The organism is Mesorhizobium sp. AA22, assembly GCF_001672375.2.
Lineage (GTDB): Bacteria > Pseudomonadota > Alphaproteobacteria > Rhizobiales > Rhizobiaceae > Mesorhizobium > Mesorhizobium wenxiniae.
Window position 1 is genome coordinate 4,508,645 of the sequence record NZ_CP048406.1, and the last position, 25,954, is coordinate 4,534,598.

Annotated in this window: 23 protein-coding genes and 1 pseudogene; 11 read left to right on the top strand and 13 right to left on the bottom strand. The window is 62.0% G+C overall.

The window, feature by feature from the left end:
• Window positions 1–36 precede the first annotated feature (36 nt).
• From A9K68_RS21760 to A9K68_RS21770, 3 genes are read left to right on the top strand one after another with little or no spacing between them, the layout of a single operon-like run.
• Window positions 37–1,110 carry a glycosyltransferase family 2 protein gene (locus tag A9K68_RS21760; protein WP_156768409.1) on the top strand — a complete coding sequence of 358 codons (1,074 nt, stop codon included), beginning with the start codon at window positions 37–39 and terminating at the stop codon, window positions 1,108–1,110.
• Window positions 1,085–1,777, top strand: coding sequence for a class I SAM-dependent methyltransferase (locus tag A9K68_RS21765; RefSeq protein ID WP_065009686.1), 693 nt, complete (start codon window positions 1,085–1,087; stop codon window positions 1,775–1,777). The genes A9K68_RS21760 and A9K68_RS21765 overlap by 26 nt, the downstream gene beginning before the upstream one ends.
• Window positions 1,770–2,210 (top strand): GtrA family protein, encoded by a 441-nt coding sequence (locus tag A9K68_RS21770; RefSeq protein WP_065009685.1) that lies wholly within the window; start codon window positions 1,770–1,772, stop codon window positions 2,208–2,210. The genes A9K68_RS21765 and A9K68_RS21770 overlap by 8 nt, the downstream gene beginning before the upstream one ends.
• On the opposite strand, the gene A9K68_RS21775 is transcribed toward A9K68_RS21770, so the two are convergent.
• The 7 genes from A9K68_RS21775 to A9K68_RS21805 form a co-directional block, all read right to left on the bottom strand.
• Entirely contained in the window at window positions 2,207–2,839 is a 633-nt protein-coding gene (locus A9K68_RS21775) for a hypothetical protein (RefSeq protein WP_065009684.1), read from the bottom strand. The genes A9K68_RS21770 and A9K68_RS21775 overlap by 4 nt on opposite strands.
• Entirely contained in the window at window positions 2,826–3,989 is a 1,164-nt protein-coding gene (locus A9K68_RS21780) for a hypothetical protein (protein ID WP_065009713.1), read from the bottom strand. Before A9K68_RS21780 ends, A9K68_RS21775 begins: the two co-directional genes overlap by 14 nt.
• A gap of 110 nt (window positions 3,990–4,099) precedes the next feature.
• Window positions 4,100–6,109: a glycoside hydrolase family 127 protein gene (locus A9K68_RS21785; RefSeq protein ID WP_065009683.1), complete on the bottom strand. Its 2,010-nt coding sequence runs from the start codon at window positions 6,107–6,109 to the stop codon at window positions 4,100–4,102.
• A gap of 27 nt (window positions 6,110–6,136) precedes the next feature.
• Complete coding sequence (locus A9K68_RS21790; RefSeq protein WP_065009682.1) at window positions 6,137–6,994, bottom strand: carbohydrate ABC transporter permease; 858 nt, start codon at window positions 6,992–6,994, stop codon at window positions 6,137–6,139.
• Complete coding sequence (locus A9K68_RS21795; RefSeq protein ID WP_065009681.1) at window positions 6,994–7,920, bottom strand: sugar ABC transporter permease; 927 nt, start codon at window positions 7,918–7,920, stop codon at window positions 6,994–6,996. The genes A9K68_RS21790 and A9K68_RS21795 overlap by 1 nt, the downstream gene beginning before the upstream one ends.
• Before the next feature lie 377 nt (window positions 7,921–8,297).
• Window positions 8,298–9,551 (bottom strand): sugar ABC transporter substrate-binding protein, encoded by a 1,254-nt coding sequence (locus A9K68_RS21800; protein ID WP_065009680.1) that lies wholly within the window; start codon window positions 9,549–9,551, stop codon window positions 8,298–8,300.
• 130 nt (window positions 9,552–9,681) lie between these two features.
• Window positions 9,682–10,737, bottom strand: coding sequence for a LacI family DNA-binding transcriptional regulator (locus A9K68_RS21805; RefSeq protein WP_065009679.1), 1,056 nt, complete (start codon window positions 10,735–10,737; stop codon window positions 9,682–9,684).
• Window positions 10,738–11,179: 442 nt separating this feature from the next.
• Between A9K68_RS21805 and A9K68_RS21810 the strand changes: the two genes are divergently transcribed.
• Window positions 11,180–12,910, top strand: coding sequence for an adenylate/guanylate cyclase domain-containing protein (locus A9K68_RS21810; protein WP_065009712.1), 1,731 nt, complete (start codon window positions 11,180–11,182; stop codon window positions 12,908–12,910).
• Window positions 12,911–13,067: 157 nt separating this feature from the next.
• Here A9K68_RS21810 and A9K68_RS21815 read toward each other — a convergent pair.
• Window positions 13,068–13,963: pseudogene (locus A9K68_RS21815) on the bottom strand (HNH endonuclease).
• 202 nt (window positions 13,964–14,165) lie between these two features.
• Here A9K68_RS21815 and A9K68_RS21820 point away from each other — a divergent pair.
• Window positions 14,166–14,705 (top strand): dihydrofolate reductase family protein, encoded by a 540-nt coding sequence (locus A9K68_RS21820; protein ID WP_065009678.1) that lies wholly within the window; start codon window positions 14,166–14,168, stop codon window positions 14,703–14,705.
• 88 nt (window positions 14,706–14,793) lie between these two features.
• On the opposite strand, the gene A9K68_RS21825 is transcribed toward A9K68_RS21820, so the two are convergent.
• Complete coding sequence (locus tag A9K68_RS21825; RefSeq protein ID WP_065009677.1) at window positions 14,794–15,612, bottom strand: phosphosulfolactate synthase; 819 nt, start codon at window positions 15,610–15,612, stop codon at window positions 14,794–14,796.
• Between the two features lie 134 nt (window positions 15,613–15,746).
• Here A9K68_RS21825 and A9K68_RS21830 point away from each other — a divergent pair, with 134 nt between their 5' ends.
• Window positions 15,747–16,892 carry a CapA family protein gene (locus A9K68_RS21830; RefSeq protein WP_065009676.1) on the top strand — a complete coding sequence of 382 codons (1,146 nt, stop codon included), beginning with the start codon at window positions 15,747–15,749 and terminating at the stop codon, window positions 16,890–16,892.
• An 18-nt stretch (window positions 16,893–16,910) separates the two neighbouring features.
• Here the strand turns inward: A9K68_RS21830 and A9K68_RS21835 are convergent, their stop codons facing one another.
• Complete coding sequence (locus A9K68_RS21835) at window positions 16,911–17,318, bottom strand: c-type cytochrome (RefSeq protein WP_065009675.1); 408 nt, start codon at window positions 17,316–17,318, stop codon at window positions 16,911–16,913.
• A gap of 90 nt (window positions 17,319–17,408) precedes the next feature.
• On the bottom strand, window positions 17,409–17,768 hold the full coding sequence (locus A9K68_RS21840) for a hypothetical protein (protein ID WP_065009674.1): 360 nt from the start codon (window positions 17,766–17,768) through the stop codon (window positions 17,409–17,411).
• Window positions 17,769–18,124: 356 nt separating this feature from the next.
• Here A9K68_RS21840 and A9K68_RS21845 point away from each other — a divergent pair, with 356 nt between their 5' ends.
• Window positions 18,125–19,276 (top strand): helix-turn-helix transcriptional regulator, encoded by a 1,152-nt coding sequence (locus A9K68_RS21845; RefSeq protein WP_065009673.1) that lies wholly within the window; start codon window positions 18,125–18,127, stop codon window positions 19,274–19,276.
• 10 nt (window positions 19,277–19,286) lie between these two features.
• Here the strand turns inward: A9K68_RS21845 and A9K68_RS21850 are convergent, their stop codons facing one another.
• A complete protein-coding gene (locus A9K68_RS21850) occupies window positions 19,287–19,988 on the bottom strand; it encodes a response regulator transcription factor (RefSeq protein ID WP_065009672.1) in 702 nt (233 codons plus the stop codon).
• A 292-nt stretch (window positions 19,989–20,280) separates the two neighbouring features.
• Between A9K68_RS21850 and A9K68_RS21855 the strand changes: the two genes are divergently transcribed.
• Together A9K68_RS21855 and A9K68_RS21860 are read left to right on the top strand one after the other, a co-directional pair.
• A complete protein-coding gene (locus tag A9K68_RS21855) occupies window positions 20,281–22,824 on the top strand; it encodes a PAS domain-containing sensor histidine kinase (protein WP_156768406.1) in 2,544 nt (847 codons plus the stop codon).
• Window positions 22,821–23,534, top strand: a complete 714-nt coding sequence (locus A9K68_RS21860) for a response regulator transcription factor (RefSeq protein WP_082982518.1) — start codon at window positions 22,821–22,823, stop codon at window positions 23,532–23,534. Before A9K68_RS21855 ends, A9K68_RS21860 begins: the two co-directional genes overlap by 4 nt.
• Window positions 23,535–23,576: 42 nt before the next feature.
• Here the strand turns inward: A9K68_RS21860 and A9K68_RS21865 are convergent, their stop codons facing one another.
• Entirely contained in the window at window positions 23,577–24,287 is a 711-nt protein-coding gene (locus A9K68_RS21865) for a hypothetical protein (RefSeq protein ID WP_065009670.1), read from the bottom strand.
• A 249-nt stretch (window positions 24,288–24,536) separates the two neighbouring features.
• On the opposite strand from A9K68_RS21865, the gene A9K68_RS21870 reads away from it, so the two are divergent.
• Entirely contained in the window at window positions 24,537–24,983 is a 447-nt protein-coding gene (locus tag A9K68_RS21870; RefSeq protein ID WP_156768405.1) for a hypothetical protein, read from the top strand.
• A gap of 95 nt (window positions 24,984–25,078) precedes the next feature.
• Window positions 25,079–25,942 carry an ADYC domain-containing protein gene (locus tag A9K68_RS21875; protein ID WP_065009668.1) on the top strand — a complete coding sequence of 288 codons (864 nt, stop codon included), beginning with the start codon at window positions 25,079–25,081 and terminating at the stop codon, window positions 25,940–25,942.
• Window positions 25,943–25,954 lie beyond the last annotated feature (12 nt).

The window sequence follows — 25,954 nt, forward strand, 5'->3', positions numbered from 1 at the left end:
TTGGAACTTTGTAGCTTGCGTTCCATTTTCAATCGCATGCGAGACTCTGTGATCCAAAGCATCAGGACTGCGGTGAACGTGTCGCCGCCGCGGTACTCGCTGGTCCTTCCCATATACAATGAAGAACAGGTGCTGCCTCGACTGATCGAGCGGATCAGTTCGCTGATCTGCCGGTTGGACGGCGAGGCTGAGGCGATCTTCGTCGATGACGGAAGCATCGATGGAAGCGTCGAATACCTTCGGAACGTCGTCGCCGTCGAGCCGCGCTTCCGGCTGATCGAGCTTTCCCGCAATTTCGGCCACCAGGTCGCGATCACGGCCGGCATGGACGCGGCTGCGGGTGATGCCGTCATCGTCATGGATGCCGACCTGCAAGACCCGCCGGAGGTGGTTCTCGATCTGGTGGCGAAGTGGAAGGAAGGCTTCGAGATCGTCTATGCCCGCCGTGTCAAGCGTGAGGGCGAATCCTGGTTCAAGCGGTTGACGGCGAGTCTCTTCTACCGCCTGCTGGAGAAGATGACGTCGGTCGACATCCCGCGCGACGTCGGCGATTTTCGCCTGGTCGGGCGCAAGGCTCTGGAAACCTTCAAGCAAATGCCCGAACATGATCGTTTCGTCAGGGGCATGTTCGCCTGGATGGGGTTCAAGCAGACGGCGGTGCCTTTCGAACGCCCCGCGCGGACCCTTGGCCAGACCAAATACCCATTCTGGAAGATGATGCACCTTGCCGTTCACGGCATCGTCAGCTTCTCCGAGAAGCCGCTGCGCATGGCGCTGTGGGCCGGATTGGCCATCTCCGCGCTTGCGCTGGTGTTCGGTACCTTCGCCATCTTCGCCTGGATTTTTGAAACCGGCATCATTGCCGGCTGGACATCCACTGTGGTGATCGTGTCGCTCCTTTGCGGCATCAATCTTTTCATGACCGGCGTGGTCGGGCTCTATGTCGGCGGTATCCACGCCGAGGTCAAACGCCGTCCGCTTTACGTGATCGATCGGGTCGCCGGCTTCGACACGGCAGTGCGTGCTGCCACCCCGGGTGATAGCCGTCGATCGTTTCGGAAACCCAGAAACGGAGCCTCGGCCGATGGCCGAACTCTTCGACAGCTATAAATCAAATTATGGCGAGGCGGTCGCAGGATCCATCCGGTTTTCTGGACTCAAGCACGACTTCTTTCTGATCGCCAAGGCCGACCTGCTGCGGCGTCTCGTGGTCGAGCGAAGGCTTCGGCAGGGTGGTGCCGGTGTGCGGGCGCTGGATGTCGGCTGCGGCGTCGGGTCGCTCCACCCTTATCTCGAAGGCGTCTTCGAGCGCCTGGATGGCTGCGACGTCTCGGAAGAATCGATCCTGCGCGCCGGCCAGGACAATCCAGGTGTGACCTACCGCGTCTGTACCACGCTGAGCCTGCCTTACGAGGACGGCGTGTTCGATCTGGCTTTCGCCAGTTGCGTCGTTCATCACGTTCCGCCCGTCTCCTGGCTCGATTTCTTCCGGGAGATGCGGCGCGTGGTGCGGCCGGGCGGCGTCGCCTGCATCATCGAGCACAATCCCTATAACCTGCTGACGCGTCTTGCGGTGTTTCGGTGTCCGTTCGACCAGGACGCGGTCCTGCTCAACGCAGCCAAAGCAATGTCCCTCTTTCAGAAGACGGGATTCAGGGATATCCGATCCGAGCACTTCCTGCTGCTGCCGTCGGCCAGGCCTTTTGCCAGAAGACTCGAGCGCCTGCTCGCGCCCCTACCGCTCGGAGCCCAGTATTCGTGCAGTGCGCATGTCTGAGGACCGTTCGACTGCCGGCGCCGGGCTGAAGCTGCTGGCGCGCTTCGGGTTGGTCGGCATCGCCGCGACGATCCTGTACGCCGTCTTGGCTATCGCTTTGGTCAAATCGGAATGGATCGGCTTCTCGCCTGTCCAGGCGTCGCTTGCGGCTTACGCCGCGGCTGCCGTGTTTTCGTATTTCGCCCACAAATCAGTAACCTTCATGTCGAGCGGATCGCACCGATCGGAAGCTGCGCGTTTTGTCCTGCTGACGGCGACAGGCTTCGCCGTGGCTTACGCGGCGCCGGCGCTTTTGACGGCGAAACTCGGCCTGCCGCCCATCATTGCCATTCTGGTTACATGCCTGCTTATTCCAGCGATCAATCTGCTCATGCTCGACCGATGGGTTTTTGCGCAGCGTAGACCCGGCCAGCAAGGCGACCGCTCTACCTAATCCACCTCAATGGCATCCAGCCGGAACGACACCAGCTTGATGGAGCGCTTATAGATGTTGCTGGCGGCCGGAGTTGGCGGAATGCCGTCGAGATAATCGAAGGCAATTTCGAGTGTATCGGCCTTGCCGAGCGCCGCCGATGGAATGACGAACGAGACCGTTCGGGGTTCTTTGCCAGACAGCGTCACCGCATGCGCCCGAACACCGTTCACCGAGATCACAACCCTCTGCGTGATCTGTGGAGGACGAATGACGGCGGCCATCTGCAGCGTGGCTGTCAGCCCGTTGCGCAGCGGCGGTATTTTCACGCGGAGCCGCGAGGTCTCGCCCAGGGAATGGGTGCCGTCGGCGACGGGTCCCGACCAGCCGCAGACCTTTATGCCGGCTGCCTGCTTGGCGCCGTCGTTCCGGAACGATATCGTCTGGCCAAGTGTGTAGCTGCCGACGGCATCGCGGTTGAGGCAGGTCGTCGTCCGATCGATGTAATATGCGCGATAATCGGCATTGACGTTCGGATTGAGAGCAAGCGCTAGGATGACGATCTCGGACCCGGCCAGAACCGCCGCGAGCACGTAGCCGCCGAGCGAGGCGGTGCGTCTGTAAGGGCCCAGAGTGTCAGACCAAGGCAAGGTAGCCTCCGATCCACGCCACCGTCGTGAAATAACAGGCGCCGAGGAAGAGAACCAAAGCTGCGACCCAAATGAGCCTCGACGCCGACAACAGGACGGCGAGCAACATTGTCAGAGGCGCAAGCCCAACGATATATCTGACCATCGAGGCCAGGTTGGTGATCAGCGGCAGGATGATGCAGAGCGCGCAGAAGAGTGCCGAGCCATATTGTCTGCGAGCCGCCAGAACTGCCGACAGCGCCAATCCGGTGATCGCGGCCATCGCGCTCCATTGCGGCGCCGTGGGCAGCCATCCGATGGTCGGAACAGTTGAGAGCCCGTCCCATAGAAAGACAAGCGGATTGCCGGCCACGCGTCCGAAGGCGCGCTGGATGTGCAAGAACGCAAAGCCGTCTCCGACGGTGAGGTACAGGAACAGGATGTAAGCGAACAAACCGGCAGGCGAGATGAGGACAGCGACCAGCAAGTCCGGCCGGCCAAACACCCAGCGCAGGAAAGACAGCGTCGACCCGCCCTGCTCGCGGTGCTCCCTGAACATTTGAATCACGGTCGCAAATACGACGAAGACCCCGACGAGCCTGGTCGCCGACAGCAGCGCGGATGAAACACCCGCGGCGAGATAGCTGGAGCGCTTGAGCGCCAGAAAAACGCACGAGGTCAGGAGCACGAAAAGAGGTTCGCTCAGGAAGGTCGTGAAGTGAAAGGAGAACGGGCCGCTCAGCAGAAAAGCGCAATACAGCACATAGGCGCGCATGTTCTTGTCGAGCAGCGGCCATGCTACCAGACAGGCGGCGTAGCTGCAGACAATGGAGGTGATCGTCGCGACCAATATCGTCTGGAAAGGGAAGACAACCCGGATCGCCGCGACCAGCATCGGATAGAGCGGGAAGAAGCCCCAGCGACCGACATTGCTGTGGTCTGGAATGGGAAAGCGCTCGTAACCTTGTTCGCTGATGTCAATATACCAGGCGCAATCCCACCGGCAGAGCGCGTGGGCATAAGCCGCGAAACCTGGTTCCTCCGACACCGAGGCAAATGCTGCATAGCGAATGGCCAGTCCGCTGATCACGAACAGCAACGGCACCGCTGCGGCGGTCAGGAACATGGCGCGAGCGCCAGCGCTCGCACGCGCGACATCTTCGAGCGCCAACTCTGCCTCCACCCATTCGAGTGGCTGGCGCCACTCTCCCCTCTAAATTAGCGCCGCCGGGGCAAATTCAAGACATCCCTTTCGTCGGCGGCACCATCTTCGTCCCCGGATCACGAGTCTCTCAGCCAGACGAGCATCTCGCCGGGATCGCGGTTGTCCCAGGCAAAATAGGGAACGGCGGTGACTTTCGTCTCCTCCACCGCCGGTGGTTCGGTGCGGTAGAGCCCGTCTTTCCAGTTTTCAAAGGCCTCTTTCTCGGCAACTGCCGAGAGCGTGACGACGCCGCCCAACAGGTTCGGCTCCTCACGCGCCTCGATGTTTGCCGTCCGTGGCAAGGCGATGCGGTGCAGCTGGCCGGCATTGTCGGTCTCCTCGACGCAATAGATCAGCGGACCGCGGGCAAGCGCGACGCGGCCGATGTCCTGCCGGACCTCCGGATTGGCGTAGAGACGGTCGACGGCCATTTCGAGGTCGAGCTCGACCTGGTCACCCTTGCGCCACTCGCGCCGGATCGCGGCATAGCCGTCGTTGGTTACGCTACCCAGATCGACTGCCTCCCCGTTCACCTTGAGCGCCGCCTTGCGGCACCAGGCTGGCAGGCGCAGGTGCAAGGTAAACTCGGTCGGCGCCTCGGGCTCGATCGTGATCGAGACTGCCCCGTCCCACGGATAATTGCTGGCCTGGGTCAGCTCTATTTGCGTCCCCGCGATATCGAAACGAGCCGTGCTGTTTCCATAGAGATGGACGGCGAGCGCATCGTCCGACAGACTGTAGAAATAGCTGCCGATCGAAGCCACCATGCGGCCGATGTTGGGCGGACAGCACGGGCAGCGATGCCATTTCCAGCGGTTGTGCTCCCCCCGGCTTTCCAGCGGATTTTCATAGAAGAACAGCGAGCCGTCGAGCGACAGGCCCGAGATCGAGCCGTTGTAGAGAGCTCGCTCCATCATGTCGGCGTAGCGGGCATTCGGACCCATGCCGAGCATGCGGCTTGCCCAGAACACCAATCCGACCGAAGCGCAGGTCTCGGCATAGGCGGTGTCATTGGGCAGGTCGTAGTCGGCGGTAAAACCCTCATTGTGCGAGGACGGTCCAATGCCACCGGTGACGTAGAGGTTCTTGGTCGTGAGATCGTCCCACAGCCGGTCGAGCGCCACCCGCAGCGTGTCGTCGCCATATTCGGTGGCGATATCGGCCATGCCCGAATAGAGATACATCGCCCTGACCGCGTGGCCGACGACCTTGTCCTGATCGCGCACCGGCTTGTGCGACTGGCTGTATTCGTAGGTCTTGAAATGATAGGCTTTCGGGTCGGCGCCGCGGGCACGCGCCTCCTCGTCGAAATAATGCGGCTGCTGCCCGCGCTGGTCGATGAAGTATTTGGCGAGGTCCATATACTTTTGCTGACCGGTGACCCGCGCAAGCTTGACCAGCGCCAGCTCGATCTCCTCGTGGCCGCAATAACCCTTCTTCTTGCCGGGCTCGGGACCGAACGTCTCGGCGATATGGTCGACATAGCGGCACATGATGTCGAGCAACTTGCGCTTTCCCGTCGCCTGGTAATAGGCGACCGCGCCCTCGATCAGGTGGCCGGCGCAATAGAGCTCGTGACAGTCGCGCAGGTTGGTCCAGCGCAAGCCGGGCTGGATACGCTGGTACCAGCTGGAGAGATAACCGTCGGGCTGCTGCAGCTTGCCGTACATGTCGATGACGGCGTCGATCTTCTTCTCCAGCTCGTCATTGCGGCGGCGATACAGCGAATAGGCCGCGGTCTCGATCGTCTTGCCCCAATCGCTGTCCCAGAACATCTGGGTCGTCACCGTAGATCCAGTGAACTCGTTGCCGGCGGTGGCTGCCTCGTCCGGCGAGGGTGAGTGGAACGGAATGACGATGCCCGGCGATGGCCGGTCCGGGTCGATCTGCTCCAGCATGCGCGCCTCGACGCAGCGCTCGTAGAGGATGTCGGCGGTCCTGGTCGCGACGGCATCGACGCGGTCGCCCCAGAAGCCGCGCACATCGACCTGCGGCACGGGCAGCGGACGGAAGGCGAGTTTTGGCTTGCCCAACTTGCTGGTTTGGCCCGGCGTAGTGCCCTGACTGACGGATTGCGATGCGGTCATCAATTTACTCCGGTTCGATTCGATTGGTCACTTCACGGCCCCTGCCATGAGGCCGCGGATGTAGAAGCGCTGCAGCAACAGGAAGAGCACCAGGCATGGCACCATCATCACGGTGACGCCGGCCTGCACCGCGCCCCAGTCGATGGCGCCGAAGCGGCCGGACTGCAGCGCCGTCATCATGATCGGCAGCGTGAATTTGGACTGGTCCGTCATCAGCACCAGCGCCGCCAGAAATTCGTTCCAGGCACCGAGGAATGCGAACAGCGCGATGGTGACGATGCCCGGCCAGACCAGCGGCAGCATCACCCTCAGCAGCATCGTGACATTGTTTGCGCCGTCCATGCGGGCGGCTTCCTCGATCTCGCGCGGCACCGCGTCGAAGGCGTTGCGCATCATGAAGATCGAGAACGGCAGCTGCAGCGTGACATAGACGCAGACCAGCCCGGTCAGCGTGTTGTGCAGGCCGATCTTGGTCAGCACCAGGAAGATCGGCGTCAGGATCGACTGGAACGGGATCATGATCGTCGACAGGATGACGACGAAGAGCAGGTTCTTCAGCGGAAAGCGGAAGCGCGAGAAACCGTAGCCGGCCAGCACGCTGACGATCACCGACAGCACCACCGTCATGACAGAGACATAGATGCTGTTTTGCGCTGGCAGCCAGAGGCCATCGCCGAAAGTGTTGAGCGTGGCGTAATTCTCGACCGAAAAACCCGTCGTCGGCCAGGGCGGCAGCGGCGGCTGACGCGACTCCTGCGCCGGCTTGAACGCCGAAAGCACGGTCCAGACGATCGGCGCCAGGAACAGCAATGAGGCGATGATGCCCGTCGAGTGCTCGGCGATCTGCATGCCGATGCGGGTTCTGCGGCTCCTTGCCTGCGCCATCAGTCCACGCCCTCCGGTTGGCGCAGCAGCCGCAGCTGGATCAGGCTGAGCGCGACCAGGATGATCAGCAGGATCATCGACAATGCGGCTCCGTAGCCGAGCTTGAACGACACGAATGATTGGTTGAAAATCCAGTAGACGGCAGTCAGCGTCTGGTTGCGCGGCCCACCGCGCAGGATGATGTAGAACTGGTCGAAGGCGAGCACCGAACCGGCAACCGACAGGATCAGCGCCAGCGCGAGGGTGCGACGCATCAACGGCAGAGTGATGGCGCGAAACCGCGCCAGCGGCCCTGCCCCGTCGATCATCGCCGCCTCCTGCAGATCCGGCGGGATGGATTGCAGGCCGGTCATCAGGATGATCATGGTGAAGCCCGCCACCTTCCAGACGACCATGGTGATGATCGACCAGAAGGCCGGCTGGAACGTCGCCAGCAGATTGACCTTCTTCTCGGTCAGGCCTAGTTCGAAGGCGGCCGGGCTGAACAGGCCGGAATCGACATTGAGAAGCCAAGACCAGAGCAGGCTGGCCGAGGCGAAGCCGATGACCGCCGGCATGAAGAAGGACGTCCGGTAGAAGCCGGTCAGCGGCCGCGGCCTTTCGATGAAAAGCGCCAGCGGAAAGGCGACGGCGAAGATCGCGATCGTCACCACCACCGTGTAGTAGCCGGTGAATTTGAGTGCGTTCCAGAACCTGGTGTCGCGCAGGATCGCCCAGTAATTGTCGAGGCCAATGAAGCTGTGCGCGCCCATCAGCGGCCAGTTGTGCAGCGACATCCACGCGGTCATGCAAAGCGGGATGATGAAAAAGACGACGACCAGGGCGACGGCCGGCGCGACATAGAGCAGGCCGATCCACTGCCGGCGGCCGGCGCCGACCAGTTTGCGGCGACGCGCTGGGGTGGAAATTGCTGCGATGGAAGTCATGGCTGGCCGCTCGCCTTCCCTTCTCCCCTTGTGGGAGAAGGTGGATCGGCGCGCAGCGCCGAGACGGATGAGGGGTGTTGGACGGAGTGCTGTCGGAGCCAAGCTGGAGCACCCCTCATCCGTCGCCTTCGGCGACACCTTCTCCCACAGGGGGAGAAGGGGGAGCCACGCACTGGCGCGGTGATTGCTGCGATGTAGGTCATGCCTGTTCTTCCGTTGCGCTGCGTCCCCCTCCCCCTTGAGGGGAGGATCCGGTCGAAGGCCGGGGGGTGGGGTCCTCCGCGAAGCGCCGACGCAAAGAGAACGTCGAGCACTGCCGCAACGACCCCACCCGGACCTGCGGTCCGACCTCCCCTCGAGGGGACGTAAGCCGGCGCTTACTGTTGCGGCGCCGAGTCGATGATCGACTGCATGGTTTCCTGCGCGTTGGCGATGGCGCCATCGACGTCTTCGCCGAAGAAGACCTCGTTGACCATCTGGTTCCACGGACCGTTGGCGGAGTTGATCAGGTCGTTGAACACCACCGAATAGGGCGTGCGGCCCTTGGCCATGGCCTCTGCGGCGACCTTGTAGCGCGGGTCGAGCTCCTTCAGCGCCTCATTGGCGATGTCGCCGCGCACCGGAAGGCTGCCATATTTCGCCAGGATGGTCTGGCCTTCGAGCGAATAGGCGAAATCGAGGAACTCCTTCACCACCGTGATCTTGGTGGTGCCCTTGGTGACGACGAAATTGTCGCCGCCGGCGAACGACGACCAGCCGCCATCCTTGCCAGGCAGGAAGGTGACGCCGTAATCGATGTCTGGGTATTGCGTGTTCAGCGCGCCGATGGCGAAGGCGCCGGACGGCGAGATGCCGATATTGCCGGCGGCAAACGCAGCAAAGAAGTTGGAGCCAGTGTCGGTCTGCGCGCCTGCCGGCACCAGGTCCTTCTTGACCATCGAGCGGTAGAGGTCGATGGCGCCGCGCAGCTGCGGGCTGTCGAGGGTCGCCTTCGAGCCGTCCTCGGTGAGGATGTCGCCGCCCGAGGCCCAGATCAGCGGCGTGAAGGTGAAAATGTTGCAGCCGCCGCAATTGCCGGAGAAATAGAATCCCTTGGTGTCGCCGCCAAGCGCGTTGACCTTTTCGGCATAGGCTTCGATCTCGGCCCAGTTGGTCGGGCCCTTTTCAGGGTCGAGACCGGCCTGCTTGAACAGCTTCTTGTTCCAGATCAGCACCGAACTATCGGCGGAGAACGGCAGCCCGTAGATGCGGCCCTTGTAGGTGCCGGTCTTGACATGCGCCGGCGACAGGCTCGCGAAATAAGGCAGGGATTTCGCCCAGTCGGTGATGTCTTCCAACTGGCCGGCGGCAGCGAAGGACGGCGTGTAGATCAGGTCGAGCGACAGCGCATCGGGTGCTGTGCCGCCCGCGGCGGCCGCGCCGTATTTCGGGATGATCTCGGCATTGGGGATGATGTCCAGCTTGATCTGGTTCTCATGCCCCTTGTTGAAGGCGTCGACGATCCTCGGCATGAAATTCGAGCCGTCGGCCCGAACCCAGATATTGGCGGTCTCGGCGGCGGCCGGCGCGACTGTTGCGAGCGTGCCCAAAACGCTCGCGGCAAAGGCGAGCCCGGTAATGATGGTCCTCATGTTCTCCTCCTATTGGTTTTGTGTTCCTGCGGCCGCGCTCCCAAGGGGTGGCTATCGGCACGGCTGCCTTTAGTTTCATGCATGTCGTTATCCCAAAACCGCTATGCACTTTTGGGCGACATGCATTCGTTCAGCCGTCCGGCAGACGGCCGCATGACTGACGCACCACCAGCCGGCACGGCAGTTTTCTTATGCCCGGCTCGGCGGGTTCGCCGCCGACGAGCGAAAGCAAGGTGAGGCCGGCCTCGCGCCCGAGTGCCGCCAGGTTCATGTCAACGGAGGTCAGCGGCGGGCGGGTTGCCTCGGCCACGATCTGCCAGTTGTCGAAACCGATGACGCCGACATCGTCCGGCACGCCAAGGCCGCGCTCGCGCAGCGCGTCGATGACGCCGCGCGCGATCTGGTCGTTGCCGCAAAAGACGGCATCGGGTTGTTCGTCCCCACTCTTCGACAGCTTACTGTCGAAGAGCTTCTTCACCGCCTCGTGACCCCAGGCCTCCGACCACGATCCGAGCAATGGTTCCATGACCGGCAAGCCTTTCTCGGTCAGCACGTCACGATAGGCCTGTGCCCGCGCGTGCACCACCGCAAAACTCGCCGGCCCGGTGACATGGGCGATGCGGCCCCGCCCGAGCCGGCAAAAGTGCTCGACCGCCAGGCGCGCGCCGCCGGCGTCGTCAGACACAAAGGCGACGGCGCCGGGATCGGGCTGGGTGAAGGCATAGATCACGGGAACGCCGAGATTGGACAGGTCGACCGGCAGATGGCGATCGATGCGCTTGCCGGTGGCGATGATGCCGTCGACGCGCTTGTCCAGCATGGCATCGACATGGAGCTGGCCGAGGCGCTTGTCGTCCTCGACGTTGCAGAGAAACACCGAGACGCCCTTGTCGACCAGCGCATCCGAAATGCCCGACATGACCGGCAGCGAAAAGCGGCCGTAGGTGTCGTTGGTCAACAGCCCGACGGTGAAGGAGCGCCGCCGCAACAGGCTCTGGGCCAGGCTGTTCGGGCGAAAGCCAAGCCGCTGCGCCGTCTCGCGAATGCGCTCGCGCGTCTCAGCCGTCATCCGCCCCTGCCCGTTCAGTGCCTTTGAGGCTGTGGCGACGCTGACGCCGGCAGAGGCAGCCACCTCGCGCAGGGTGACGGGGGTCTTGGCAGAGACTGGCTGGGCGTCGGAGGCCATGGTGCGTAGCGAATCCCTTGGTTGGGAAAAGGTTTTCTCTTGTTGGGCCTGCGAGACGCTGATTGGTGAGGTCAGCGGGGTTAGGAGCGCTTTGGGAAAAGGTTTTCTCAGGGGGAGATTAGGGGAAGGTATAGGGGATGGCAAGTGGGATAGATTTGGTTTTGGGCGTGTCTAAGATTTCTTGCTAGGGCGCCATTTCAGACGTCAGTGAATGCAGCCACTATGGTCCCGACTCGGGTTCATATCGGACGTTTCCGGTCTGACGCCGCGCGGATCCCTCCCGCCATTGATGCGATCGAGTTCGCAGCCACCTGGCGAAAGAGGAAGTTTCTGATCCGCCCTTTGTTGCTGCTGCGGTAGGAAGACTTCTTAATTCAGCCGCAAGCCCAAATTGCTGGATTTGGCAGCCCAGGAAGGATAGGCTTGGTTTTTGGTTCAGGCGATGGAACAGAGACTAGCCGCAATTCTGGCTGCCGATATGGCGGGCTACAGTCGGCTAATGGAGGCCGACGAATCCGGCACGCTCGCACGCCTTCGGACTCATCGCATAGAACTGGTCGATCCCGCCATAGCGAAGAACAAGGGCCGGATCATCAAGACCACCGGAGACGGCATGCTCGTTGAGTTCCAGAGCGTGACCGATGCCGTGAAATGCGCCGTGGAAATCCAACAGCGCATGAAACGGCGCAATTCGGATGTGCCGCAAGAACGGCGTATCGAATTCAGGATCGGCATAAATCTCGGCGACATCATTTTCGAAGATGAGGACATTTTCGGCGATGGCGTCAATATTGCCTCGCGCATCGAGCAACTCGCCGACGTCGGCGGTATCTGCGTGACCGCAGCGGTGGCGACCCAAATTGCCGACCGTCTCGAAATTGCCATGGAGGACCTGGGCGAGAAGACGTTAAAGAACATCAGCCGTCCGGTTCGCCTCTATCGCATTGGGTTTGACAGTCCTGTCCTGCCGGAAGTCGAGGCAAAGCGATCCATCTCGAAACCTTCGATAGTGGTGCTGCCATTCAACAACATGAGCGGCGACCCCGAGCAGGAATTTTTCGCGGACGGACTGACCGAGGACATCATCACCGAACTGTCCCGCCACCATGAGCTGTTCGTCATCTCGCGCAATTCCAGCTTCGTCTACAAGAACCGCGCCGTGAATGTGCGCGAGGTGGCCGAGAAACTCGACGTCCAATACCTGGTGGAGGGAAGCGTCCGCAAGATCGGCGACAGGGTGCGCGTGACGGTTCAGCTCATCGACACGGCGAATGACGCTCATATTTGGGCAGACAAATATGACCGGAAGCTGGACGACATATTTGCGATTCAGGATGAGGTGACCGCGGCGATCGCAGCCACGCTGCCCGGTCGTGTCGAGGCGGCTCAGCGGGACCAGCTCGCGCGGGCGAAACCTGCAAACATGGCCGCCTATGAATGTGTGCTTGCTGCCAAGGTGCTGCATCACCGAAGCACGACTGCGGATAATGAACGCGCGCAGACCTTGATAGGCAGGGCCGTCGCGCTCGACCCCGATTATGCTCATGCCCATGCCTGGCGGGCCTGCATCCTTGGCCAGGCCTGGGTCCATAACTGGTGCGAAGACAGGGATGGCGTCTGGAACGACATCATGGCAGCGCTGGACAGGGCGCTGGCGCTGGACGACAACGATGCCGATGTCCACCGCATCCTCGCCGCAGTGAACGTGAACAACAATGAGCTGACCACAGCGCGCTACCATCAAGAGCGCGCCCTCGCCCTCAATCCCAATTACGACCTCGTGGTGGTGCAGCAAGGCGAATTATTGACGTGGCTGGGTAGGCCGGAAGAGGGAATTGAATGGATCCGCAAGGCAATGCAGTTGAACCCGCACCACCCGGAGAGGTTCTGGAGCCATCTGGGAAAGGCGCATTTCGCCGCGCGCCAGTATGGCGAGGCGATCGAAGCTTTCATGCATCTGTCAACCATGGACTCGGTTCAGCATGCTTTCGCCGCTGCCTGCTACGGCTGGCTCGGCGACGAAATAGCGGCCGCGGCGCATCTAGGCAAGATCAGAACGCTCGATCCCCAATTCGACCTCGATTCATTTATCGCCACCCTGCACTTCGCCCAGGAGTCTGATGTGCAGCACGTCCGCGAAGGACTGCTGAAAGCCGGTATTGCCGACCTGTAGCCAGCCCGCAACTGCGAACCACATCCAATCGGGGACAGGCAAAAAGACCGGCGCCCCACCCGGTGCGGACCTTGTGACATGACCGAACGACGGGCGGCTTAGGGTCAGAGGCGGCCGTTCCACTCACCTACCAACACGCTGCCACGCCGGCGGTGCTTCACTGCTTGAAGCAGTGCTCGCGGTGCCATTGCAAGAAACGAGGATGCGGGCGGTCAAACTGTCGGCGAGGCGGAAGCACGCGACGGGTCCTGTTTATGAATGCCTGCACGCTGTCGAGGTCATTGACCTGTCGCGAGATCAGAATTTCCAGATCGTCGGATAGGCTGATCAGCCCGCGATCGAACATCCAATGCGCTGTACCGGATAGTGCGATCCCGTTGTTGATGACATCCGGGCCGTTGGCTTCGACCGGTCGAATATGGGCGGCTGAAACTTCTGCTCGGCCGCCGCCATTTATCAACTTCAGTCCCGTGATCGCGCACCGCTCGCCATAGGCGCGCAAGACGATGCGACGGAAAATGCGGTCCCGCACAATTCGCGATCCGATGTAGTTTACGCGATCACGGCTTTGCTCGAATTCGAATGGCGCCTGCTCATCGTGGAAGCCGGTGCCGGCCTCATCAAGGCGCGGCAGCAACAACTCACTCGTGTCCAGGCCCAGATCGATAATGCGGTTGAAGTCGCCTGGACTGATCTGCCGGACGGCCGATTGGGCGCGACCGGAAATCCGTCCTTGGTCGTTGAGTAGGCCTCGTTCAACGAGACCATCAGGTCCGTTAAATGGAACAGGATTGACGAAATCGAGGTAGGTTCCGGGCTCGATCAGAGCGAGGTACATATCAGGCGTCACAGGATCGGGAATGATCTGTTGGACTTTGGCTACGGCGTAAATAGCGCGGTATCGTTTACCCTGCTAGGCTCGTAGTAAATGATCCAGTCGCCGACGCATTCTTCGACACGACGTAGATACGGGCGAGGAAACTGGTATTGCTCTGCGGGGCGATCGTTGTATCTCGAATCTGAGCGGTGAATGAAGACCCCGAATCCCGTGATCTTCCTGCAATGCGTTCTTCGGGAATATCTGCCTCAGATGTAATACCAATCCGATCTTGGGAACTTAGTCCAGGTCGGAGAAGCTTTTCCCCATGGTATCGGTCCTTTGATAGGGAAAGCCCTCAACAAGCGACCGCACTTTTTTCACGGAACGTGTCGCGAAAGGCCAGTGCGGTCCGTCCTCTGACAAAAGGAGATCGCCATGAGAAAACTTATCGTCACCGAATTCATCAGCGTCGATGGCATTGCCGAGGTCGAGAAGCTGCCCGGCGTGACCTGGAACGATGAAATGCAAAGGTTCAAGGAAGACGAACTTGCCGACAGCGGCGCCATGCTTTTGGGGCGCACGACCTATGAGATTTTTGCTGCCTCCTGGCCCAAGGAAACCGGAGACTTCGCGCAGCGGTTCAACGCGCTGCCGAAATATGTCGCGTCGACGAGCCTGAAGGCACTCGACTGGAAACCGGCCGAGCTCCTGAAGGGCGCCTTGCCGGATGCGGTCAGGGAACTGAAGCAAGGCCGCGGCGGCAACATCTATGTGCATGGCAGCCTCAGCGTCGCGCAGGAATTGCTGCGCCATGGTCTGGTCGACCGCGTCAGGCTGCTCAGCTATCCCGGCGCCGTCGGCCAGGGCAAGCCGCTGTTCCCGCCCGGCGAGCAAGTGTCGCTCGAGTTGATCTCAGCCACGCCATTCAGCAACGGCGTGGTGGCGCTTGAATATGCGCCCGTGAAGGTGCGATAAATTTCGCCTTGAAGAGTAGATCGCTCAGCGGGCGTTCAACTGCAGCAACGCAATGGGGCCAGGTCATGACATTCGCCCGCGTCGCCTCTCACCCAACATTCTGAATCCGCCCCCAGGTGCTCTTGGTTCCCCAGATGCCGGAGCGCAGCGCTTCGAGCTGCACGATCTGGCTGTGGTCGACGAACAGGTTGATCTCGTTGCCGTAGTTCTTGACGTACCATTCGAAGACCGCCGGGTCGGCGGCTTCGAACATCACCTTCTCCAGGCCGAGCTCGTTGATTATGCGGGCCACCACGTCAGTGCGCCAGGACGTCACGTTTTCGGTGATCCCTTCACTCTCGATCATGATGATATCGGCGCCGGCGTCGAAGGCACGCCGCGCCTGTGCGACCAGCCAGCCGACATCCCTGGTGCCTTCGGTTTCGAGCTCGTCGGCCGACGTGTCACCACCGGCCCCGAACTGGATTCCGAGCTCCGGCTTGGCCTTGAGCCCGGCCTTTTTCACGGTTTCGACCAGGCGCAGCAGCGCTTCCGTGGGCAGACTGATGAAGCCGGTGGAGATCTCGATCACGTCGAACCCCAGCGCCTTGGCTTCCTCGACGTAGCGGTCCACGGCGTCCGGGCCGAAACGGAGGACATTCTCGATCCAGCCGCCCGTCGAAACATAGGCGTCGTGATCATGCGCCAGCTTGTTGATCGATTTCACCGCTTCCGGCGGCATCAGGGCGAATGATCCGCCGGCAAACTTGATGCCGTCGATCCAGTTGCCCATGGTTTCCAGGAGGTCGGCCAAATGGCGCGGCCCATAGGCGCTGTAATAGGGTCCGCGAATCTCGGTGAGGCCGGTTTTGCGCGGCTTGGGAGAGCGTGCGGCGCGCGGGATGAAGGAGAAGGCTGTATCGGTCATTTCTGGCCTCGGCTGTCGGTTCTCCTTGGTTAACTCGGTTCTCCTGCGTTAACGACTGGGCGCGCGATCCGATCCGCGCAAATTGGGCTGGAACCCTTGGCGTCACGGGGTGTTGGCGGGGAAGGAGGTCTGGGATGCCGCAGATCGCGAACAATGCCGCCGCAGGACCTGAACGGCCTGTCCGAAGCAGCGCAAAGCTGTTCCTGTGCGGCGACGTCATGCTGGGGCGCGGGATAGACCAGATCCTCGCCAATCCGGGCGATCCGCACCTGTACGAGCGCTATGTCAGATCCGCGGCGACCTATGTCGAGCTTGCCGAACGCATCAATGGCCCGATCCCGAGAAAGGTCGACGATACGTATGTCTGGGGCGATGCGCTCGCCGAACTGGACCGTGAAGCTCCCGACGCGCGGATCATCAACCTCGAGACCAGCATTACCACCAGCCTGTCTTTGGCGCCCAAGGGCATCAATTACAAAATGAACCCCGCAAACATCGGCTGCCTGGCGGCGGCGCGGGTAAGCTGCTGCGTGCTCGCCAACAACCATGTGCTCGACTGGGATGAGCCCGGCCTCGTCGAAACCCTCGATACGCTCCGGCATGCCCGCCTCGCCTGTGCCGGGGCCGGGCTTGACGCGGATGAGGCGGCGGCGCCTGCCGCAATCGAACTGACCGGCGGAGGCCGCGTGCTGGTCATCGGCTTCGCGCTCGAGACGAGCGGCGTTCCAGCTTCATGGGCAGCCGGAGCCTACAAGCCTGGGGTCAACCTGCTGGCGGATGTCTCGGCCCGCTCGCTCTCGCAGATCGCCCGATCCGTGGAGGCCATGAAGCAGCCTGGCGACCTCGCAGTGGCCTCGATCCACTGGGGCGGCAATTGGGGCTACGAAGTCCCCACGGAAGAGCGAGCACTAGCCCATGCTCTCATCGATGTTGCAGGTTTCGACGTCGTGCATGGGCACTCCTCCCACCATCCCAAGCCGATCGAAATCCATGACGGCCGGCTGATCCTTTATGGATGCGGCGACTTCCTCACCGACTATGAGGGAATCACAGGCTACAAGATCTTTCGCGGTGGGCTTGTGCTGATGTACCTGCCGCGGCTCGCGATGCCTGAGGGCAGGCTTCTTTCGCTCGAGTTGGTGCCGTTCGAGCTCCGCAAATTCCGGCTAAACCGCGCCTCGCCCGAAGATGTCGCCTGGCTCGCGGCCGTGCTTGAGCGAGAGAGTTCGCCCTTCGGCACTCATGTGGCGCTCGATAACCGTCTCACTGTCCTTTGGTGAGCTGGCAGCCTGCGATATCTAACGTTCAAGCCGCTCAGGCCGTCCTCGGCCAAGCGCACCGTCGGCGCGGGCCTGCAGATAGGCGTAGATGTCGTCGATGTAAGGAGCGACGTTGGGGTCGTCGGCGAAGCCCTTCATCACTGAAGGGCCGCTACGCACGCCGTCGCGAACGCTGCGCCGGAAGACCTCGATGCCGGGCAGCCGGTCGACAAGGGCCGAGGCGAACGTCGAGCCCATGCCGTCGGGACCATGGCAGTGATTGCAGCTGCCATGGTAGCGACGGAAGCCATTATAATTCCGCGCATCGACCTTGCCGCCGACAATTTCGTAGAACTTGCCCGAGGCCAGCTCGGCTTGCGAAGACGCGCCGAAGCCGGCGGCGACGGTAAAGACGGCGACAGACGGGAGGACGAGCCACAGGGGCATCGTCTGTCGCCCACGTTGCAGGCTCAGCCAGCGCCGTCGCAACGCGCATGCCCCCGGATCACTCGACCTTGGATCACTCGACGGCGGTCATCAATCGACGGCGGGCTTCGGAGAAGAAACCACGATGGCGTCTATCGGTTGTGGGCTGACGACAAGCTTGCCGCCGACACGGGATATCTTGATGATTTGGTCCGACTCTCCCAGCTTGCCCGGCACGGAGACCGCGACTATCTGGTTCTCGGTCAGTGTCGCCACGAAACGCACGGGCAAGCCAGACTCGCCCTGCGCGATTGTGGTGACCACCCGATAGCCGTCCTCCTGAGGCGTATAATAGACGACACCAAGGAAGCCGGCGAGATCGATGCTTTCAGCCTTCATGGCTCCAAGCTCGTCGGCATGCGCGGGCATCGCCGCCATGCAAAGTGCTGCAAAAGCAATGTATCTGTACATAATGCTGCTCCATCCCGAATTGTCCGGGTCGAGCCCGGCTTAACGTTTCAGCAATAGGCGGTCGCGCGCCGTGATAGTCGGCGCACGCAGGCAGAATTCTTGATTAATCCCCCCGGCTGCATCACAGTGGCGAAGGCCCGCGAGCCAGGAACGCGCTGAACCCCACTGGGTGTCACAGCTAAGTGTGACCTTATCTTCTGGGGCGAAAGTATTTCACCGCCCGGGTGCTTGCGCATCCCCTGTTTGGGGGAGATAATCGGAATTTAAGCGATCGCTAAAATTGGAGAGGCGAGAGCACCTGTGAGAGCGCGCTGCTTTCCGCGTCGGACGCGCTGTCGACATGCGGGGGGCCGTCGATGGCCAAGGCATTGTCGCATCATGATCTGTCGAAGCTGATTGGCTCAATCTACGATTGCGCACTCAACCCGGGGCGATGGGAACACGCGCTGGCTGGGATCAGGGATGCGCTCGATGCCCAGACTGCGGTCCTGCACCTTGACGACCTCGCCAACGATCGGCTGCTGATCTACAGGACCGTGGGAATAGAGCCATACTGGCTGGAGCAACAGGCGAAATATATCCCCGAGATCCACGCACGGCAGCTCGAGGATCTCTCGACATGGCCTTCGCTCGATGTGCCGCATGTGGTCTCGCGTCATATCCCTCAGACCTACCTGGAGACCTCCCGATATTTTCAGGAGTGGCTGAAGCCGCAAGGCCTGGTCGACGTCATGTCGTTCTTCCTGATCCACACCCCTACCCGTCTTGCCGGCTTCGCCGTTGCCCGACACAAGCGGCAAGGCATTATCACCGAGCGCGAAATCAAGCTTGGCAGACTGTTGCTGCCGCATGTGCGCCGTTCGGTGATAATCAGCAACATGCTGGACATCGGCACTGTCGAGCGCGCAGGAATGGCCGAGGCGCTCGATGCGCTCACATGCGCCGTGGTCCTCACCAATGAACGTGGCGCCGTCCTGCACGCCAACCGCTCGGCCAAGCACATGCTGCAGAGCGGCGGCCCAATCCAGGATGTCCGGGGCATTCTGCAAGCGAAGATCCCGTCGGCTTCCAGGGAGCTTCACAGCGCCATCATGCTTGCGGCTCAGGATGAGGTCAGCATCGGCAAGACAGGGCTTGCCGTCCTCCTCACCGAATCCGGCCTGCCGCCCGTCTTCGCCCGCGTGCTGCCGATGGCCGGCGGCGACTTGCGCGCCGGCATGGAACCTGCGGCGGTAGCCGCGGTGTTCATCGGCAATGCACCGGACGAGCATGACGCCGCCGGAATGCTGGCGAGAGCCTTTGGGCTTACGCTGGCCGAAACCCGTGTGCTCGCCAGCCTTGTGGCCGGGCACACCCTGGCCGAGACCGCTGCCAGCCTTCATATTGCCAACGCGACCGCCAAGACGCATCTCGACAATATCTTCCAGAAGACCGGCGCCTCCCGTCAGGCCGACCTGATGCGCCTTGTCATGCAAATCGTTCCACCCGCGGGGCAGCCTGGTCCCTGATCACACTCATTCACCGCCTTGGATACAGGTATCCCACACCGCGGATCGTCTTGATCAGTTCCGGCTTGGCCGCGTCCTTTTCGAGCCGGCGGCGCAGCCGGGTGATGCGGCTGTCGATGCTTCGGTCGAACGGCTCGTCGCCCCTGGGCGGCGCCAGATCGAGCAATTCGTCGCGACCAATGACCTGGCCGGCCCGGGTGGCGAAGGCCGCCACCAGATCGAGCTCCATCGGCGTCAGCGGAATGGCAACGCCGTCGGCTTTGATGAGGTTTCTCGCGCGAGCGTCGAACACATAGGTTCCGAAGGCGAATTGCCCGGCCGGCAAAGCGTCGGCATCATTCGACCCCTTCGGCCTGCGTCTGCGCAGCACCGCGGCGATCCGCGCTTCCAGCTCGACCGGTGAAAACGGTTTTGCCAGATAGTCATCGGCGCCGATCTCGAGGCCCGCCACCTTGTCGAACACCGAATCGGCACCCGTGAGCATAAGGATGCCGGTGTCGTGATGCTCGCGCAGCCAGCGGGCGAGGCTAAAGCCGTTCTCGCCCGGCATGTTGAGGTCGAGAACGACAAGATCGGCCTTCGCCGCCGCGATCGCATCGCGCAATTCGGCGCCACCGGATGCCGTGCGAATGCGGTAGCCTTTCGCCTGCAAATAGTCGGCAATCATGAACGCCACGTCGGTCTCGTCGTCCACGATAATGATGTCGGCCATGCGTTCCCCCGCGGCGAGCGACGGCGCAAACCTACAGGGCGCATTCACCCCGGGTCAATCGCAAGGGCAACCCCATCTGCTGGCGATTTCGCGAGGGTTCGACACAATTGAAACAATAGAAGCCGGGAAATCGGTCGTACGGCATCATCGTGAAACATCCCCACGGTTATGTTCAACGACGTCGGGCAGATGGCCGAACAGGCCGGCTTGACAGGCCGTGGGCCGTTCAGTCCACTTGCCGCACGGGAACAGCAACCGTCGTGACGGCGCATCCGTCTGTGGAGACCTCGCCGTGCCGACCTCCTCGAAGCTGTCCAGGCACTACGCGTTGTTGATGGCGGCCTGCGTTTTGCCGCTGCTCGTGCTTGTCGTCGGCATCGGCCTCTACCAGTCCTACGCCCAGCAACAATCGTTTTGTCCTTATGCGGTCATTTTGGTCGGGTTGCTTGTCTCGGTATACGCCTTGCACGGCGTGCTTCTGCGGGAAATCGCCGGCATCTTCGCCGAGAACCGCACGGCGCTGCGCGAACTGGCCGACAGCGAGCAACGCTACCGCAATGTTGTCGAGGCGCAGACGGAATATATCGTCCGGTTCGCGCCGGATGGGCGCATGAGCTTCGCCAATGACGCCTATTGCCGTCTTGTCGGCAAAACGCGTGAAGAGTTGCTGAGCCCGGACTGGCACTATTTCAATTCATTTTCTGCCGATTTCGGCAGCTTCGACGAGATCATCGGTCGAGTAACCCCCGTACGGCCCGTTTGCGAAGTGGACGAGACCGGCGCTCTAAGCAATGGGCGTCAGATCCATATCCATTGGACCGATCGCGGCATCTTCGACGACAGAGGCAAGCTCATCGAAATACAGTCGATCGGACGTGATGTCGCCGAACAGAAACTCGCCCGCCAGGCGCTCGAGGCCAGCGAGCAGCGCTACCGCAGCGTGGTCGAGCTGCAGACCGAATTCGTCGTCCGCATGTCGCCGGAGGGCCATCTGAGCTTCGTCAACGACGCCTATTGCCGAGCATGCCGGATGACGCGCGAACAGCTTCTCGACCCGTCCTGGTGCGAACTCGACGTGCTGCCGCCCAACGAGCGGCGCAGGTTTCTGGACCACTTGGCCCGCCTCACCCCGCAGGCGCCGAATGCCAGCATAGAACTTGTCAATGCGATGCCTGGTGGCGTGAGCAGATGGCTGGCCTGGAACGATCATGGCATTTTCGACAGCGACGGGCGCCTTGTCGAAGTGCAATCCGTCGGCCGCGATATCTCGGACCGCGTCCTGGCCGAGCAAGCCAGAATTGAAGCCGAGAAGCTGTTGGCCGAACGGGAGGCGCAGTTTCGCGCCATCGCCGAAGGCGTGCCGCTGCCGATCACCATCTCGGCAATAGAAGGGCCCGAAATCCTGTTCGTCAACGAACCGGCGCGCAAGGTGCTCGGCATCGAGGTCGGCCAGATCGGAGCCGAAGCGACGGCGACCTGGGAAGATCTCTCGCGACGAGACGATCTCCTGCGGCTGTTGCTGAGAGACGGGATCGTCGATGCGTTCGAAGCCGGCATGACCAACATGCAAGGATCGAGAATCGATACGCTGGTTTCGGCGCGGCTGATCACGCAGGCCGGCCGTTCGGCCATGCTTGCCGCCGTCACCGACATTACCCGCCAGCGCGAAGCCGAGGCTGAGATCGCCCGCCAGCGCGAGACGCTGTACCAGTCGGAAAAGCTTTCCGCCCTCGGGTCGCTGCTGGCCGGCGTGGCGCATGAGCTCAACAATCCGCTGTCCGTCGTCATCGGCTATAGTTCGATGCTGAAGGAGTTCTCGACGGATGAGGCAACCGTGGGACGCGCCGACAAGATCCACGCCGCGGCCGAGCGATGCTCGCGCATCGTCCGAACCTTTCTGGCAATGGCCCGCAAGAAGCCCCCCACACGTGGCGCTGTCGACATCAACGAAGTCGTGGTTGCCTCACTGGAGCTCGCCGGCTACAGCCTGCGTTCGGCCGGCATCGAAATCCGCACCGAACTGGCGGAACCGCTTCCCGACATCTGGGGCGACCGGGACCAGCTTCATCAGGTGGTGACCAACCTGGTGGTCAACGCGCAGCAGGCTTTGCTGCAGGTTCCGCACCCGCGGCGGCTGACCATTGTCACGTCAGGGGAAGGCGATGCCGTCGAAATCGTTGTCGCCGACAATGGCCCAGGCATGCCTGAGACGGTCCGCTCGCGTGCTTTTGAGCCTTTTTACACGACCAAAATGGCCGGTGAAGGCACCGGGGTCGGGCTGTCTGTCTGCCAGGGCATCGTGACTGCCCACGACGGCAGCATAGAACTGGATTCGACGGAGGGCGGCGGTGCACGGTTTACGATCCGGCTTCCGAGCGGCCGAGCCGAGACGGTCGCTCCGTCCGAGGCTGCAGGCAAGGTGCCGCCTGCGCCCTCGGCCGCACGAATTCTGGTGGTGGACGATGATTCCGACATTGCCTCGATGATCGCCGAAATGCTGCGCGGCGATGGCCACGACGTCACCATCGCCGACGACGCGAATGCTGCCCTCAAGGCTGTGCGTGAGGATGGAACAGACCTTTTGATCAGCGACATACGAATGCCGGGCCTCGACGGCCCCGGCCTCTACCGCGCGCTGGAGCAATTGCGCCCCGGACTCGCCAGCCGGCTGCTGTTCGTGACCGGCGACACGCTGGCACCCGAGATCGATCGCTTCATCGGGGAGACGGGCGCGCCGGTGATCGAGAAACCACTCGATCCGCAGACCTTTCGCAGGCTCGTGATGGAACGCCTAAGGGCGATGGAGACCGGCGCAATGGAAGGGGCTAAAGCGTGACAAAACAGAAATTGCTCATCGTTGACGACGAAGCGCCGTTGCGCGAGATGCTGTCGGATTACCTGCTCATGCACGGCTTCGATGTCCGATCTGTTGCGGATGGAGCGGGAATGCACACCGAACTCGATCGCTTTGGCCCCGACTTGGTCATCCTCGACGTCAATCTTGTCGGCGAAAGCGGCTATGACCTCGCCCGCGAAATCGCCAAACAGAGCCGCGCCGGCATCCTAATGCTGACCGCCGTCGGTGACCTGCCCCATCGGCTCGAAGGTCTTGCGGCCGGCGCCGACGACTATATGGCCAAGCCGTTCGAGCCGCGCGAGCTTCTGGCGCGTGTCAGGAGCGTCATCCGGCGCCTGGGCGAGGAAGAGCGGACGCCGGAAAACCGCATCCGTTTTGGCGGTTGCATCCTCGACATGAACGGCCGCACGATGGTCGATCCGGACGGCGCCGACGTGCAGTTGACGTCCATGGAATTCGACCTGCTGTGCGTCTTCGCGCGCCATCCCCGGCAGATATTGTCGCGCGACCAGCTGTGCAGGCTGGCCCACAACCGCGATCTCGAGCCGGGCGACCGGAGCATCGACATCCGCATTACCCGGCTGCGCAAGAAATTCGAGACCGAACCCGACGCGCCGGTGGTCCTGGTGACGGTTCGCGGCGAAGGCTATGTCTACGAGCCCGCTTACGATGAGGCGCGACGCCGCTAGATACAGAGCTTTAAAGAGGCTGAGCCGTCCAGCTGGTACGGTTTATGGCTTTGCCCTACGCGATCGGCCTGCGCGCCCGGCGATATTCCCGTCGCAGGCTTCGAACACGTCCCGCACGACAGGAATGGTCCAGCGCGCGGTCATCGTTGCGATCAGCAATCCGGCAACCGGATCGACGAAGCGGGCAATCATCGTGCCTTTCCAGATCATTGCGGTTGCGAGCGATGCCGCGATCAGCAGGTTCGATGAGAGCTTATCCGAGAACAGACAGATTTGCGCGCGTGCCAGCGCGGAGGCGGCAAGCGCATTGCGCGCTTTCCAGCGGCGCAGGATCCACAAATTGACCACTGCGTAGGTCAGGTTCAGACCCATGGCGAGCAAAACGCCTTGGCCGTGGGGTTCGACACCGCCGGCCGCGATCCGCTGGACGGCGATGCTGGCGACGACCGCCATTGAAAGGCACATGCCGATGGCGGCCAGCGCGTTGACGAGCATCTCGGCCAAGGCTGCCTGACGCTTGCGGCCGGTGCCCCCGCCCTTGCGGCCGCCAGCCACGATCGCGACGGTGACCAGCACCAGCATGTCCATCAAGGTCAGCGCGAGATCGGCGCGGATGGTCAGCGATGTGGACGTCGCCGCTGCATATGCCGTCAAGAGAAGCCCCGGAGTGCCCGCCAGCACCGCCAGCCGTGCCGTGCGGGCAGCCGTCGCCTCGCCAATCGATCGGTCAGTGGTTTTTCGCAAAGGTTGCATCGCCAGAAATCTCCTCGTTTCTGGCGTCACCGATGACGCAGGGATGTTGCGCGGATTTGCCGAATTGCCGGCTAAAGGTTTCCTTTGTGTCGCCGCGCAGGCTCGTCAGGGGCGGCGTCCGGACACATCGCAACAATCGAAACAATTCGGACCGAATTCGGCATTCGTCCGAAACAGTCGGGAGCGAGAAGCCGCCCCATGGAGCGAACCCGACGGGACGGCTCCGCTGAAAACGAAAAGGGAAATCAAATGTTTCGCTTCAAGACTTACTTGGCTGCTGCCTCGGCAATCGTCTGCCTCGCGGCCCCTGCCGGTGCCGCGGGGCCGGAAGGCTCGAACGGCAAATCGCTGAACGGCCTTACGTACAATGCGATAACCACCAATGCGGTGACCAGCAATTCACTCACCAGCAGCGCTATCTTTACGAACGGCCTCGGCGTCCTTGCGCTCAACGGCGTGCATGTTGACGGCATTGTTCTGGCGAAAAGCCTCGCTCCGGCCGGCAAGTCCATCGTCGACCCGAACGTCCGCTCAATCATCGACCCCAACATCCGCGGTTTGCCGGCTGTCCAGAAGGACAATGTCCGGTCATCGACCGCTGGCAAAAAAAGCAACGGCCTTCCGTCTGGCCAGCACGGCACTGGCAACGGCGCCGGGACCAACCATGATCGGCCGACCCCCTCGCCGAGGCGTTAAGGTCCCGCGTCCGTCGTCAATGGAACGGATGGCGTTGTGCCGTCCGTTCTCTTTTGCCGCGCTGCACTCGCAAGATACGCCGTCAGGAGCCCACAATGTCAGCCTACAGGAACCGCCTCGGCCATATCGTCCGCGACGCATTGATCGCCGTCGCCGCTACAATTTCCAGCATGGTCGGGGTGCCTCTCGCAGAGGCCGGGACCGGCCAAGCGATCAGCTCGATCTCCGTTGTCGGCACAAGGTTCGAGGTGACGACGGAAGATGGCCGCACTGTCCCTCAAGACGATCTCGTCGGCGCAGTTCTGACGATTGCTGATGGACAAGACCGGATGCCGCTGCGCATCGACGCGGTCGAGATTGACCCGAGAAATCCGGATGGCGGGATCATGCTCTACGCCATGTCGACCCGTGACACGGCTTCCGGCGGATGGCGCAACATCTGTGAGCCGGATTTCGAAGGCCGGCGCATGGGCTTTCCGCTCGCCGGCACCTGGACGCAGGACGGTCGCCATTTGCCGTCCGACACGGCGTTCAGCATCACCTGCACCGGCGGCGCCCAGGCGAAATGCGTGCGCTTCGGATATCGGCCCTGGGAGACGTCTCCGGACGGCACACCGCTGTGGGATCATCATCAGGCATGCACCCGCATGATTCGCGCCGATTACTGCGGCGATGGCGTCGGCCATACCCGCAACGGGACGCCGATCGTCATCTACGACCGCAAGGGCATCCAACAGGACGAGGCCGCGCCTGATATGTCGTTCGAGGCGGCGTGGGGTGCCGACGGTGCGCTTTGCGTCAGCCACACCAGAATACCCGACGTGCTCTCGATGGAGGGGCTGGCGGCGATCTGCCCGGATGTGCGGCAACAGCCGCGAACAGCGTGCGAAAGCCATGCCGGGGCGCTGATCCTCAACCGTTCGATCGACCTGCGAGCGGTTCAGGCGGCAGCGGAATAGTCATATCGCGAA

Bases quoted from the DNA above. Each gene is read 5' to 3' on its own strand.
- A9K68_RS21800 (WP_065009680.1), bottom strand. From the start codon at position 9,551: ATGAGGACCATCATTACCGGGCTCGCCTTTGCCGCGAGCGTTTTGGGC.
- A9K68_RS21760 (WP_156768409.1), top strand. From the start codon at position 37: ATGCGAGACTCTGTGATCCAAAGCATCAGGACTGCGGTGAACGTGTCG.
- A9K68_RS21830 (WP_065009676.1), top strand. From the start codon at position 15,747: ATGCCGCAGATCGCGAACAATGCCGCCGCAGGACCTGAACGGCCTGTC.
- A9K68_RS21790 (WP_065009682.1), bottom strand. From the start codon at position 6,994: ATGGCGCAGGCAAGGAGCCGCAGAACCCGCATCGGCATGCAGATCGCC.
- A9K68_RS21870 (WP_156768405.1), top strand. From the start codon at position 24,537: ATGTTTCGCTTCAAGACTTACTTGGCTGCTGCCTCGGCAATCGTCTGC.
- A9K68_RS21805 (WP_065009679.1), bottom strand. From the start codon at position 10,737: ATGGCCTCCGACGCCCAGCCAGTCTCTGCCAAGACCCCCGTCACCCTG.
- A9K68_RS21840 (WP_065009674.1), bottom strand. From the start codon at position 17,768: ATGTACAGATACATTGCTTTTGCAGCACTTTGCATGGCGGCGATGCCC.
- A9K68_RS21770 (WP_065009685.1), top strand. From the start codon at position 1,770: ATGTCTGAGGACCGTTCGACTGCCGGCGCCGGGCTGAAGCTGCTGGCG.
- A9K68_RS21835 (WP_065009675.1), bottom strand. From the start codon at position 17,318: ATGCCCCTGTGGCTCGTCCTCCCGTCTGTCGCCGTCTTTACCGTCGCC.
- A9K68_RS21810 (WP_065009712.1), top strand. From the start codon at position 11,180: ATGGAACAGAGACTAGCCGCAATTCTGGCTGCCGATATGGCGGGCTAC.
- A9K68_RS21845 (WP_065009673.1), top strand. From the start codon at position 18,125: ATGGCCAAGGCATTGTCGCATCATGATCTGTCGAAGCTGATTGGCTCA.
- A9K68_RS21820 (WP_065009678.1), top strand. From the start codon at position 14,166: ATGAGAAAACTTATCGTCACCGAATTCATCAGCGTCGATGGCATTGCC.
- A9K68_RS21795 (WP_065009681.1), bottom strand. From the start codon at position 7,920: ATGACTTCCATCGCAGCAATTTCCACCCCAGCGCGTCGCCGCAAACTG.
- A9K68_RS21765 (WP_065009686.1), top strand. From the start codon at position 1,085: ATGGCCGAACTCTTCGACAGCTATAAATCAAATTATGGCGAGGCGGTC.
- A9K68_RS21850 (WP_065009672.1), bottom strand. From the start codon at position 19,988: ATGGCCGACATCATTATCGTGGACGACGAGACCGACGTGGCGTTCATG.
- A9K68_RS21875 (WP_065009668.1), top strand. From the start codon at position 25,079: ATGTCAGCCTACAGGAACCGCCTCGGCCATATCGTCCGCGACGCATTG.
- A9K68_RS21865 (WP_065009670.1), bottom strand. From the start codon at position 24,287: ATGCAACCTTTGCGAAAAACCACTGACCGATCGATTGGCGAGGCGACG.
- A9K68_RS21825 (WP_065009677.1), bottom strand. From the start codon at position 15,612: ATGACCGATACAGCCTTCTCCTTCATCCCGCGCGCCGCACGCTCTCCC.
- A9K68_RS21785 (WP_065009683.1), bottom strand. From the start codon at position 6,109: ATGACCGCATCGCAATCCGTCAGTCAGGGCACTACGCCGGGCCAAACC.